The organism is Rheinheimera hassiensis, from assembly GCF_022436675.1.
Lineage (GTDB): Bacteria > Pseudomonadota > Gammaproteobacteria > Enterobacterales > Alteromonadaceae > Alishewanella > Alishewanella hassiensis.
Genome location: NZ_JAKUJZ010000004.1, coordinates 512015 through 524885, shown reverse-complemented (window position 1 = coordinate 524885; position 12871 = coordinate 512015). Strand labels below are relative to the sequence as shown.

At 46.4% G+C, this 12871-nt stretch carries 15 protein-coding genes; 4 read left to right on the top strand and 11 right to left on the bottom strand.

The window, feature by feature from the left end; genetic code table 11:
- From MJX74_RS11190 to MJX74_RS11155, 8 genes are all read right to left on the bottom strand, one after another.
- Positions 1-623, bottom strand: a 623-nt coding sequence (locus MJX74_RS11190) for a transposase (RefSeq protein WP_240222923.1), incomplete at its 3' end; no start/stop codon positions are given.
- 152 nt (positions 624-775) lie between these two features.
- A complete protein-coding gene (locus tag MJX74_RS11185) occupies positions 776-1324 on the bottom strand; it encodes a hypothetical protein (protein ID WP_240222922.1) in 549 nt (182 codons plus the stop codon).
- Between the two features lie 546 nt (positions 1325-1870).
- A complete protein-coding gene (locus tag MJX74_RS11180; RefSeq protein ID WP_240221581.1) occupies positions 1871-2101 on the bottom strand; it encodes a hypothetical protein in 231 nt (76 codons plus the stop codon).
- Between the two features lie 137 nt (positions 2102-2238).
- Positions 2239-2565: a hypothetical protein gene (locus MJX74_RS11175; RefSeq protein WP_240222921.1), complete on the bottom strand. Its 327-nt coding sequence runs from the start codon at positions 2563-2565 to the stop codon at positions 2239-2241.
- 460 nt (positions 2566-3025) lie between these two features.
- Positions 3026-3643: a hypothetical protein gene (locus MJX74_RS11170; protein WP_240222920.1), complete on the bottom strand. Its 618-nt coding sequence runs from the start codon at positions 3641-3643 to the stop codon at positions 3026-3028.
- A gap of 480 nt (positions 3644-4123) precedes the next feature.
- A complete protein-coding gene (locus tag MJX74_RS11165; protein ID WP_240222919.1) occupies positions 4124-4444 on the bottom strand; it encodes a HEAT repeat domain-containing protein in 321 nt (106 codons plus the stop codon).
- A gap of 122 nt (positions 4445-4566) precedes the next feature.
- A complete protein-coding gene (locus MJX74_RS11160; RefSeq protein ID WP_240222918.1) occupies positions 4567-4809 on the bottom strand; it encodes a hypothetical protein in 243 nt (80 codons plus the stop codon).
- A 72-nt stretch (positions 4810-4881) separates the two neighbouring features.
- On the bottom strand, positions 4882-5106 hold the full coding sequence (locus tag MJX74_RS11155; protein ID WP_240222917.1) for a hypothetical protein: 225 nt from the start codon (positions 5104-5106) through the stop codon (positions 4882-4884).
- A gap of 306 nt (positions 5107-5412) precedes the next feature.
- Between MJX74_RS11155 and MJX74_RS11150 the strand changes: the two genes are divergently transcribed.
- The 4 genes from MJX74_RS11150 to MJX74_RS11135 all read left to right on the top strand — a co-directional run bounded on the left by MJX74_RS11150 (position 5413) and on the right by MJX74_RS11135 (position 7751).
- Entirely contained in the window at positions 5413-5997 is a 585-nt protein-coding gene (locus tag MJX74_RS11150; protein ID WP_240222916.1) for a gamma-glutamylcyclotransferase, read from the top strand.
- 272 nt (positions 5998-6269) lie between these two features.
- On the top strand, positions 6270-6515 hold the full coding sequence (locus MJX74_RS11145) for a type II toxin-antitoxin system CcdA family antitoxin (protein WP_240222915.1): 246 nt from the start codon (positions 6270-6272) through the stop codon (positions 6513-6515).
- Complete coding sequence (locus MJX74_RS11140; protein WP_068228388.1) at positions 6515-6832, top strand: CcdB family protein; 318 nt, start codon at positions 6515-6517, stop codon at positions 6830-6832. The genes MJX74_RS11145 and MJX74_RS11140 overlap by 1 nt, the downstream gene beginning before the upstream one ends.
- Before the next feature lie 130 nt (positions 6833-6962).
- Positions 6963-7751 (top strand): ferredoxin--NADP reductase, encoded by a 789-nt coding sequence (locus MJX74_RS11135; protein ID WP_240222914.1) that lies wholly within the window; start codon positions 6963-6965, stop codon positions 7749-7751.
- A 112-nt stretch (positions 7752-7863) separates the two neighbouring features.
- Here the strand turns inward: MJX74_RS11135 and MJX74_RS11130 are convergent, their stop codons facing one another.
- From MJX74_RS11130 to bamB, 3 genes are all read right to left on the bottom strand, one after another.
- The gene (locus MJX74_RS11130) at positions 7864-10119 is read right to left on the bottom strand and encodes an arginine/lysine/ornithine decarboxylase (protein WP_240222913.1); all 2256 of its coding nucleotides are present in this window, start codon (positions 10117-10119) and stop codon (positions 7864-7866) included.
- Positions 10120-10130: 11 nt separating this feature from the next.
- A complete protein-coding gene (der, locus tag MJX74_RS11125; RefSeq protein WP_068228371.1) occupies positions 10131-11609 on the bottom strand; it encodes a ribosome biogenesis GTPase Der in 1479 nt (492 codons plus the stop codon).
- A 72-nt stretch (positions 11610-11681) separates the two neighbouring features.
- Complete coding sequence (gene bamB / locus MJX74_RS11120; protein ID WP_240222912.1) at positions 11682-12863, bottom strand: outer membrane protein assembly factor BamB; 1182 nt, start codon at positions 12861-12863, stop codon at positions 11682-11684.
- Between the last annotated feature and the right edge of the window lie 8 nt (positions 12864-12871).

The following is a 12871-nucleotide window of genomic DNA, read 5'->3' as shown; positions in this document are numbered from 1 at the left end:
TCATGCGCTTTATTCAGCGTGTCGATACTTTGTTGATGTCGCGCTTTACGCACTTCATCAGCATTGGCTTGTTCATCGAGCTTCTTATGTTGCTCCAAGTGGTAGCAAATTTGCCGTTTTAATTTATCCCGCTTCGCCGCCAACTCTTTAAAGGTGCCAGACCATTCCTTAGCGGCGTTAGAGGACATTTTGCATCCATCAATGGCGAACAACTCATTGCCTAATAATCCTTGCTGATGGCAGACCAACAACACCTGCTCAAACAGCTGCGCTATTTGCAGTGACGAGCCGCTGACAAACGCCGCTATCGTCGTAAAGTGCGGCACTGTATCGCACGACAGTGCTTTAAAAATAATATTGGTTTCGCAGCACCACTGTATTTCACGGCTGGAGGTGATGCCTTTGGAGTAAGCAAACAGTATGATTTTTAGCAGAACCGCAGGGGCATAGGCCGGGCGGCCGTTATCTTCATTCTGGTATTTGGTGTGAAATATCGACAGGTCGAGTTTGTTATCAATCAAGTAATGGATGGCATGTTCAAAAGTGCCAGGCTGCAGTTGGTCGAGATAGTTAATCACCACCATGGAGCTTTGGTTGTAATCGTAAGGGATATATTTAGGCATTAGGCGCTGTCCATTTTTTAATCAGACAACACTATTTGATCACAAACTCGATCGCGTGAAAAGAGGTTTTTCTACAGCCTCAACGCCCGCCTAAACGGCGAGCAACTTGTTGCGAGTCCAGCGGCCTAAGGCCGCGTTGTTTAAGGTGCTTGTTAGCTATTCACTGCTACTAGATATTTGCCATCAGCATTTTTCTTTGGATCACCTGACAAGCTCATATATGGAAATAATTTAATTTTAAGAAACCATAAGCTACTGACTAAAAATAATGCCAAACCTAACTCAATGATGTTTGTTGTTAAATCACTTCCGAACCCATCAATATGAGTTGGAAGTTTCATTGTTGTCAGAATTGCATAAATAAAATATGCCTGATGGTGATTTTTTAAAATACCGTAAATTAAACTAGCAAAAAGAATCACAATAATAGAAACAAGAGTAGTAGCCGCAACTTCACCTGATCTTGATATTTCATAAAATGAAAATGTCATTGTTATAAAAAGAAGCATCATGATTCCAACTACTACATAGTTAAGAAATCTATATTTTCTTATCAGAGCAGCATCCTTTATAGACGATACAGCTGATGCTAGTTTTTTCTCAGTTAGTCCGTTTCCGGAATATTTCTCAAAGATGCTCGATCTAGACATACCATCGTCGAAGTCAGACTGACATTGTCTTTTTAATTTCCATATAATCAAAAAAACTCCAAATCTTGATTGAATTGCTAACGCCGCCAGCAGCGGCCGAAAAAGCCGCGTAGCGGGTTTGAGGTCCAGCCCACGCAGTGGGCGTTGCTGACTGCCTTGTTATATTTGCCATGAAAATTTAAAAGCTTCTGATACTGAAATAAAAATCAATATAGATATGGCACCGAAAGACCTCCACCGCATTATTGAAGTACGCATAGGTTTAAATATCTGGAAAACCAATACGACAAATAGTGGAATAGCTAATGCTCTGACCATCGAAAATGTCAAAGCGAATAACTCAGGTGATGATCCGAAAGCTCTATTCAATCCAAGTACATATCCCAGCCACAAATTAATAAGTAACAAAAATAAGCACAAATAGCTGATTGGTCGATACCAACAGGATTTATCCAAAGATGCATTTTCCATTGATTCACCAATACTCGTCAGATCACGCCGAAAATATAACGCAAAGCACACGGGCGGAAAAACGCGATAGCGTTTGACGTCCCAGCAGCCGCAGGCTGCGCGTGATGCGCCTTGTTATATAACATGCTAATTTTTACCACCGACAAACTTGCCAATGACAACCAATATTGCCCCAACAACTAAAGCTGGTAACCGAAATTGGGCCCAATCAAATGAGCTTTCATCAGTAGGCGCAATTTTTAAGTAAGAATCATTAGATGACGATTGAAACGCATCAACTGGCAAGAAGTCTACCGCGAAGCCTGCAACCGCATATAAAAGAACTAAACAGCCAACGATGATCAGGGCTTTACTCACTTGAATCTGCCTCTTGTTATATAACGCCTAGCGAACCGGCGGCGTAGCCGTCCGGTTGCGCGTTTTGTTAGGCTTGACTTTGTTTCACATCAACCTGCGAAATATGCCTGCCTTCGGTGTTCTTCTTATTGGCTGGCTCAACATTCAGGTTTCATCAACTCCAGACCGAATATCACAGCTGAACGGAACTGTTCATCCTCCTCTAAAGGTTCTTGAATAATCCCACCAACGCACGGTGCGCCATAAAGAAGCACCCAGTCTGATTGCTCGCCACTCGAGGGGCCATGCGTGATCTCCAGACGAACCATCCCGACCTCTTCTTTGACCATGAATCTTAACTCGGCCGCGTCTGAGCGAGCGAGTGATACACGGTCACCAGTCCCATCAATGCCGAAGGGTGTTGTCTGAAGCCCAGCCCTTTCTGCTGATTCTTCGAAATGCCGGATCGCTTGAAAGATGTTCATAGGTCGGTCTTCTCGAGCCTAACGCTCAAAGCAGCTGCGCGGTACGCGTCGGCTGGCTTTGCTTGTTAGCAGCCTGAACCGGACTTTCGCGGCTTGCCGCACTGGCAAACCCGAACAGCGGCACGGCTGCTTGTATTAAAAACGACACCGGCCAGCTGCGATACGGCGACCAACCGGAACCTGTAAACCTGTTTAAGCGAAGCCCGGAAGAACAACGCTACCGCCACCATCGTTTGCAGCAAACCCACAAACTGGCGAACTTTAACTTTTGGCGCTGCCGCTAAGAAAACCAAACGCGAGCAGAGCCGGAACAAAACTACTGACTAAAACCGTTAAAACCCGAACACCTGCTAACGCCCCACTTAGGGGCACAAATACGTTGGCTAAAATACCGAGCGAAGCGAAGGGAGCCAACGTGTTTGTGTCCCAACGAGCGCAAGCGAGTGACTACAGTGGTTTGTTAGCAGTACTTAGACCGCAACCGCCCAAATTCCTTTTTACACTGCTCCCATATTAACTCTATTGCTTTGTCATTTTCTTTCAGCAGTTCAAAGGAAATTGCAAAGTTATCTTTAGCATAAATTTTCCGCAAACCTTGAAATATTGGAACGACATCTCGGGAAATACTATAAGCGCTAATTACTGATTCACTGTCAAGTGGGCAATACCGACTCAATTTTTCATATGAATGAGCATAGATGTCTCGATACCTAAGATATTTATCCTGTTGATAATGATTTTTCTCTTGAAGCTGTTGATAGTTGTTATTTCTTGGGGGGCTTTCCTCACTTTTGATCATCATTATTTGAGAATGTCTGTATTCATGTATCGCTCGATACAATTCACTAAAACTATCTTCCAAATCGGAAATTAGAGTATCAACCTTCGAATATTTAAACTGAGAACGCCAAGAGTTAAGAGCGAAAAATGCAACTAGGACACCTAAAGTTGTAGCGCCATGAGAAATCATTTCAAGAGCTTTACCAAAGCCATCAGTTTGTTCAAACATTTGCCCAATAACAATCCCCACCAAGACCAGTAAAAGACAAATAAATATGTAAAAGAAATTAGATTTCAATACGCAAGAACTCCCATAGTACTGCTAACGTTTAGCACAACGGCAGTTTGTAAGTTGCGCATGTGCGAAAAACTTCGCGTAGCGATTCGCTAAATGCGCAACTTACAAACTGTCCAGCACACGAAGTGTGCGAGTTGATGCGCCTTGTTATACGAAACAAAAATTTCAGCATTGTTTTGTAAAACAAGGATTTCTTTTATTGGTTTGGCCTTGCTGATAAAGCCATATTCATTCTTGCTTATTTAGCTGGCACGCGGATAGCCGAGCGAAGGCGAGAGTGATAAACCAACAAAGTGCGATACTTTCTAAGCAAGCGATGATTCCAGTAAAAACCAATTTTGCCAAGTAATTCAAACGGAATTGGCACAATGTTTGGTTTTACCTAAACCGACGTATAACGCCGCCATAAAAGGCGAGCAACTTGTTGCGAGTCCAGCGCGTGCAACGCGCGATTTTTAATGGCCTTGTTAGGTGAATGGCTCATAAGTATTTTGGATCCTTTTGCCATTTCTCGCCTCTTTCTAGAGCTTCGATTGAGCCCTTTGCCCAGCTTCTGATGCTTTCATCTGGATTCTGCAATTCATTTACAAGAAAAGGAATTACCGATTTATCCTCACACTCACCAAGGAGCTCTATCAATTTGCCGCGTGTATACGGGTCTTCATACTTATCCAATAATCTAATTATCTCTGGCACCGCTTCGCTGGCGGAAGGTCTGGTACCCCAGTACGCGTCTTCAAATGTCATAGCATCGGTGTTGATAATAGCCTTTATCCATCGACTGAGATTTGATGATTTCATGCTCACCTAACGCCGGTAGCAATTGCCGGAGTAAGATGGATTGTGTTTTTGCGTCTTTATGCAAAAACCAAGACAGCTTACGGAGGTCAATTGGCTGCCTTTGTTAAGTGCTTTTTCTTGCATCACAAGCCCCTCTCTTTCGAACACTCCGGACATGAAAAGGATAGCTCTTCTAACATTTTCCATCCACGCTTCTGCGCCTCACTACTTATAATTACGCAGGCAGAACCAAAACCTTTATCTGGCTCACAATTTGGTACATCGTCAAAATACAATTCTGAATCGCAATATTGGCAGACAAACCCAAAAATCAAATCTGCATTGCAGTGCCATTCATTTTTATCATCGAATTCTTCGTTGTTCATATGGCCACTTAACGCAGCCAGCAGCGGCGTAGCTTTATTACGTCCGCTGGCTGGCCTTGTTAAATCAAAGTATCAGCCACATACAATAGAGCATTTTACTTTTGGTGGAAAACCACTCACTTTGCACTTTAGTTCGCACCCAGGCAGCAACCCTTTGGTTCCAGCTGTTGCTTTAGGTTTAAGCTCAATGCTTTCAATCTCATAGCTAGACAAACCATTATCCTCCAGCACAGCTTGTAAAGCATTGCCTAAATCAGATGAAAGTCCATCGAGTTGATCTTGTGTAATTTCTGACATCATTTTCTCCTTAGTGAATTGCCAATTGGCGGTTTCTCCATTTCCGATACAATCAGATTACCTCGGGGTAAGAGTCGAATTATGATTTAACGCTTATTCGGCGGAAAAATCCGTATTTAAACACGGACTTTTCCGCCTTTGTCAATTTTGTGTTTACGACATTACAGCGGTTTTAGATTATTTACAACGGCTTACAGGTACAGCTTAGTTTAGTCATATCGACAAATACGGAAATTTCCGTCTAATAAAGACTTTCGCTGGTCGCTGCATAAAAATACAATGTTGTTTTTGGTTAAGCAGAGCGTTATGTCACACAACACCATTTCCCTGAATAAACAGCGCCAGCCGCTGGATCATCTCGATTCTGTCTGGTTGTTTGGTTATGGCTCACTGATTTATAAAACCGACTTTGATTATCTGGATTGCAAGCCAGCCTGCATTTATGGCTGGGCGCGGCGGTTTTGGCAGGGCTCGCATGACCATCGTGGCACGCCGGAGGCGCCAGGCAGGGTATTAACCCTGGTTGCAGCAGCAGGCGCGCGTTGTGTTGGTATGGCTTACCAGGTTACACCCGATACCTTTGAGCATTTGGACCATCGCGAGAAAAACGGTTACCTGCGCTTATTTACGCCACTACATTGGCTGCACGAACCTGGCAACAGCGAGCACGGCAAAACAGAAGGCGTGGTGTATTTAGCCAGCCCCGATAACGAGGCTTATTTAGGCCCCGCCAGTGATATTGAAATTGCCGCCCATATTGCCAGAAGCCGTGGTCCAAGCGGACCGAATAGTGAATACCTGCTAAAGCTGGCGCAGGCACTGCGTGATATGAATGAGCATGACGAGCATGTGTTTGCCATAGAGCGGCAATTGTTAGCGCTGTCGCCGTAACAGCATTGGCGTCAGCGTTAAAAAAATGCCCCGGCAAAAATTCTGACACTTACATAACAATTCATAATTCTAACAATGCCTTGGCTGAGCAAGCTACAAACAAGTTTGGCTCCCCGTTGCTTAGCACCGTCTGATACTTGCGGTAAAAGCGCGTGATTAGCAAGCGTAACGACATTGCTAGCAAGGCCGTCTAGTTGCTTGACTTAGTAAGTTGGTGCAACTAGGATGATACGCATTAACAATGCGCACCATATATGTTCGGAGAATATCGGATGCAACCTTTAGTGAGTAATACAGCCGCAAAAAAAGCGACAAATCTCACCATAAGCAGAGAGTTATTGGCAGAGGCTCGTCGTCTGAACATAAACCTGTCGGCCACTCTGGAATCGGCGCTGACAGAAAAAATCCGCCAGGAAAAACGCATTCAGTGGCAGCAAGAAAACCGTGAATCCATTGCAGCCTGTAATGAACTTGCTGAACAAAATGGTCTTTTCTCTGACAATCATCGCGCATTCTGATGGCACAGTTCGACCTGTACGTTAATACTGATCAAAACACCAATAAGGTTTATCCCTACTTTATTGATATTCAAAACGATCTACTCGATAGCCTTAATAGCAGGGTAGTAATACCATTAACGCCCTTGCAGCAATCTGACAAAAGCTACCCCAAGAATCTTTGTCCTGTCGTTGAAATTGAGGGCAAAAAATTTGCTCTGTTAACTTACCAACTGACGACTGTCTCTGTTAGCTTTTTGCAAGAGAAGGAAACTTCACTAGCTGCCCACAGAGCACATATTATCGCCGCAATAGATTTTTTAGTTACCGGCATTTAACGCACGGTACAGCAGACTTTAACAGTCCCGGTTTTAATTACTGCCAGAAGCAACCCCATGCTAATGATAACTATTATCATCCATCACACTGTGGCATAATTGCAGCCAGGGCCACTAAGTAAGGACTGTTATGCGTAATACTATCAATGCCATTGTTACCGATGTTCACCACTGGAATGACACGCTGTTTAGCTTTAAAACTACGCGGGAGTCGTCTTTTCGCTTTGAAAACGGTCAGTTTGTTATGATTGGGCTGGAAGTTGGTGGTCGCCCGTTAATGCGCGCATACAGCATCGCCAGCCCTAATTATGATGAAGAGCTTGAGTTCTTCAGCATCAAGGTGCCAGACGGCGCGCTGACATCGAGGCTGCAGAATATCAAAGCTGGCGACCAAATTATGCTAACGGTAAGGCCTGCCGGAACCCTGGTACCCGGTTATCTTATCCCCGGTAAACATTTGTATTTATTAAGCACCGGCACCGGGCTTGCGCCTTTTATGAGTATTATTCGCGACCCGTTTATTTACGAAAGTTTTGAGAAAATTATTCTGGTGCATGGCACGCGCTGGCGCTCAGAACTGGCATACCAGCATGAAATTGAAAATGTGTTACCGGCTAACCCCTATTTTGGTGAAGAAGTTCGCGACAAGCTGATCTATTACCCCACAGTGACACGGGAAGACTATGTCAGAAACGGCGTGCCACACCAAGGCCGGATCACCGATCTGCTGGATAGCGGTAAATTACTGGCCGATATTGGTATGCCAGCCCTTAACCCTGAGCACGACAGATTTATGTTGTGCGGCAACGATGCCATGTTGCAGCAGCTAATGGGCATGCTGGATCAGCGCGGCTTTTTAAAAGCCAATTCACGTACTATGGGCCATTACGTGATTGAACAAGCCTTTATCGAAAAGTAATTAAGCATAAAAAAACCGGGAAGGTATAACACCATCCCGGTTTTTCAAACGCTAAACTGAGTCGTTAGCATTAAACACTCAACACTAAAAACTCATCACTAAGCTATGAGCACTACTCTTTAACAACGTCAATAAAGTACTTCAGCTCGCCGTTTACCATTTCGCGCACTAAACCGTGTACGTCGGTTTCAAAGCCCGGGAAGGCACCGTTAAAGGCGCGGGTAAATTGCAGGTAGCTGATAATAATTTTATTAAAGCGCTCGCCTGGTACCATCAGCGGTATGCCAGGCGGATACGGCGTTACCAGCATGGCGGTAACACGGCCTTTAATCTCGTCAATCGATACCCGCTCAATATCGCGGTGCGCCATTCTGGCCCAGGCATCGGCCGGCGTCATCGCAGTTTCAATATGAGACAAGTACATTTCGGTGGTGACTTTAGCGACGTCAAACTTGCGGTACATATTGTGAATTTGCTGACACAAATCGCGCAGGCCAACTTTTTCATAGCGCGGATGCTTTTTGGCAAACTCCGGCATAATGCGCCACATCGGCTGGTTTTGATCGTAGTCGTCTTTAAACTGCTGCAGCTCGGTAACCATAGAGTTCCAGCGGCCTTTGGTAATGCCGATGGTAAACATGATAAAGAACGAGTACAGGCCGGTTTTCTCGATAATAATACCGTGCTCGGCCAGATACTTGCTAACAATAGCCGCTGGTATACCCTGCTCATCAAACTGACCGTGCAGGTTTAAGCCTGGCGTAATAATGGTGGCTTTAATCGGGTCGAGGATATTAAAGCCCGACTCTATCGCACCAAAACCATGCCAGCTGTCTTTAGCATGCAAGGTCCAGTTATCGCGCGTGCCCAGGCCTTCTTCCGGTAATTCATCCGGGCCCCAGACGCGGAACCACCAATCGTCATCACCAAATTCGTCGTCCACCTTGCGCATCGCACGGCGAAAATCGATGGCTTCCGATAAGCTTTCTTCTACCAACGCTGTGCCGCCGGGCGCTTCCATCATGGCCGCAGCTACGTCGCAGCTGGCAATAATGGCATATTGCGGGCTGGTAGAGCTGTGCATCAGGTACGACTCGTTAAAGCGGTGCGTGTCCAGATTACGGTTTTGCGCGTTTTGCACCAGAATTTGCGAAGCCTGCGATAAACCGGCTAATAACTTATGCGTCGACTGGGTGGCAAACACTAAGGTGTCTTCTGAGCGCGGCCGGTCTTTACCTATCGCATGCATATTTTTGTAAAAATCGTGAAAGCTGGCATGTGGCAGCCAGGCTTCGTCAAAATGCAGGGTGTCGATGGTGGAACCCAGCTCTTGCTTAATCTCTTCCACGTTATACAAGATACCGTCGTAGGTACTTTGTGTAATGGTTAAAATGCGTGGCTTTTTGTTCTTGGCGTTACGGGCAAAGGGGTTGGCTTCAATTTTTTTCGCAATAGCTTCCGGTGAAAACTCGCTTTTCGGAATAGGCCCAATAATGCCGTAATGGTTACGTGTTGGCATTAAAAACACCGGTATAGCACCAGTCATAATAATCGAGTGCAGAATCGACTTATGGCAGTTACGGTCTACCACCACGATATCACCCGGTGCGACTACTGAGTGCCACACCATCTTATTCGACGTAGAAGTACCGTTAGTAACAAAGAACAGGTGATCACAGCTGAAAATTCGCGCTGCGTTGGCTTCGCTCTCGGCTACCGGGCCGGTGTGGTCCAGCAGCTGGCCTAATTCATCTACCGCGTTGCATACATCGGCACGCAGCATGTTTTCACCAAAGAACTGGTGAAACATCTGGCCAACCGGGCTTTTTAAAAATGCCACGCCACCGGAGTGACCAGGGCAGTGCCAGGAGTACGAACCATCAGAGGCGTAATCCATTAAGGCATTAAAAAACGGCGGTGCTAACGCATCCAGATACTTTTTCGCTTCGCGGATAATATGCTTGGCAACAAACTCCGGCGTATCTTCAAACATATGAATAAAGCCGTGCAGCTCGCGCAGTACGTCGTTCGGTACATGGCGTGTGGTGCGGGTTTCACCATAGAGGAAAATTGGAATATCGGCGTTACGCTTACGTACTTCTTTAATAAAGGTACGCAGCTCACTTAATGCTTTGGCTACTTCTTCGGCGCTGCCGGTGCCGAATTCTTCATCGTCTATCGATAAAATAAAGCACGAAGCACGGCTGGCTTGCTGGGCAAAGGCGCTTAAATCAACATAGCTGGTATAACCTACTACTTCAAAGCCGTGGCTGCTGATGGCCTGAGCTAAATCACGAATGCCAGAACCAGAGATATTCTCTGAGCGAAAGTCTTCATCGATAACAATAACCGGGAAACGAAAATTCATGCCGTTGGTCCTTATTGGTCCAGTTTTTTACGCGCTTTCATTAACCGCTCGCGTTTGTACTTTTGCAGCGGGGTTTCAGTGTTCTTTTTCGTTGGTGCAAACGGGTTTTCGCCTTCGCGGAACTCAATGCGAATCGGCGTGCCCATCATTTGCAGCGCTTTACGATAGTAATTCATCAGATACCGTTTGTAGGAATCAGGCAAGTCGTCTACCTGATTACCATGAATTACGATCAGCGGCGGGTTATAACCACCGGCGTGGGCGTATTTCAGTTTTACCCGACGGCCATGCACCAACGGCGGCTGGTGATCTTCCTGCGCCATTTTCATAATACGGGTTAACAACGCTGTGCTGTGGCGCTTAGTGGCTGAATCAAAGGCTTCTTCCACCGATTCAAACAGGTTACCGACACCCGAGCCGTGTAAGGCAGAAATAAAATGCAGCCGGGCAAAGTCGATAAAACCTAAGCGACGGTCCAGCTCACGCTTAATTTCCTCTTTGATGCTGTCATTTAAGCCATCCCATTTATTCACCGCAATAACCAGTGAGCGGCCGGCGTTAAGCACAAAACCTAAAATACTTAAATCCTGATCGGAAATACCTAAACGGGCATCCAGCACTAAAATCACCACGTTGGCGTCTTCAATGGCCTGCAGCGTTTTAACTACCGAGAACTTCTCTACCATGTCGTCAATTCTGCCGCGGCGGCGCACACCGGCAGTGTCGATTAAGGTATATTCGCGCTCGTTGCGCTGCATAGGAATATAAATAGAATCGCGCGTGGTGCCTGGCATATCGAACACTACTACCCGCTCTTCACCCAAAATACGGTTAGTTAAGGTGGATTTACCCACATTTGGCCGGCCAACTATCGCCAGTTTAATATGTTCACTGCGCAGCCGTGCCGCTTCAGCATCGGCTTCTTCTTCGGTCAGGGTTTCCAATACTAAGCCTTCTTCCGGCTCAACTTCACCGGCCAGCAGCTTTTGCTGCTCTTCGCTTAATAACGGGATCAAGGCCTGATTTAATAACACTGACACGCCACGACCATGGGCAGCAGCAATGGCGTATACCTCACCCAAACCTAAACTGTAAAAGTCGGCCACGGCGGTGTCGGCATCCAGGCCATCGGTTTTATTGGCTACTACAAATACCTTTTTTTCCACTTTGCGAATATGCGCAGCAATGGCTTCATCACCTACGGTAGCGCCAACACGGGCGTCTACCATAAACAATACTACGTCAGCTTCATCTATCGCTTTAAGCGACTGCTCTGCCATTTCTACTTCAATGCCTTGCTCGTTGCCATCAATACCACCGGTATCGACCACAATAAATTCCAGCCCTTCATACTTCACCGAGCCGTATTTACGGTCGCGGGTCAGGCCGGGAAAATCTGCTACCAGCGCATCACGGGTGCGGGTTAAGCGGTTAAAAAGCGTCGACTTACCGACATTGGCTCGCCCTACCAGGGCAACGACAGGCAACATTATGTGAACCTCAAAAATAACAAAACAGGCCCGGTACAGGCCTGTTTAAAAACTTCAACCGCTGTAAACGGTTTAAGGCGTTTGTAATAAGACTAGCTCACCGTTACGGCTTTGCACCAACAGATAGGTGCCGTTACTCACCGCTTCAGTGTAAAAACCAGAACCGTCCATACTTTGGCGCGCAACAAAATCACCGGTCTGACGATTTACCCAGTGCAAATTACCTTTGTTATCGCCAATAACCAGATAGTCTTTATATACCGCAGGGCCCGTCAGATAGTGCTTGTTAAGGCCAAACTGAGACCATTTTTCAGAGCCACTACGCGCATCAAGCGCATAAATGCGGCCAACAGAATCCACCAGATATAAAGTGTCGCCTGCCACAGCCATATTGCGGAAACTGGCGTAATCACGTTTCCATAGCTGACGGCCGGTGCGCAGTTCCAGCGCGACCAACTCACCGTTAAAAGCAATGCTGTATACCGTGCCACCAACCACTAATGGCTGGGCGTCGACATCAACCAGACGGGATAAGTCGGTGCTGCCTTTAGGCACGGCAACCGTTTCTTCCCATGCCTGATAGCCGCGCTCTGCAATCAGTACACCAATATGACCATTGCCAGAGCCGTATATTACACCGCCAGCTTCAATGATCGGATCGCTGACGCCGCGCAACGTTAGAGCAGGTTGTTCATTCTCAAACTGCCAACGCTCTTCACCGGTATCAGGGTGCAGCGCAACCAGAGTTCCGGCACCGGTAGCCACTACCACCAGCCCTTCGCCTACTGCAGGTCTGGCTAATACTTCGCCTTTTACCTCAGAGCGCCACACCAGCTCACCATCGGCAGATAAGGCAACAACATCGCCGTTTTCAGTGCCAAAATAAACTTTGTCGTAACCGTAACTTAAGCCACCGGCAATACGAGCGTTGTCACCAGACCATACATCGCTGATGCCCTGCCAAAATGAACTGCCGGCAGGTTTACGCAAATCAAACTGCCATTTACGCTTGCCTGTTTCCAGATTGTACGCGGCGACCAGCCCTTCACGGCTGGCAGCATATACGGTATCACCGACAATAATTGGGGTTAATGACGATTCATAGTGTGCTACACCTGAACCTATGCTGGTGCTCCATACTACATCAGGATCGATGCTGTTCTGTACCGGTGGCAATACCAGCTTTTCTTTGCTGGAACATCCGGCCAGTATTACTGCGCTAAGCAGCAAGACCTGTTTTAACTGTAATTTCACGCTTACCT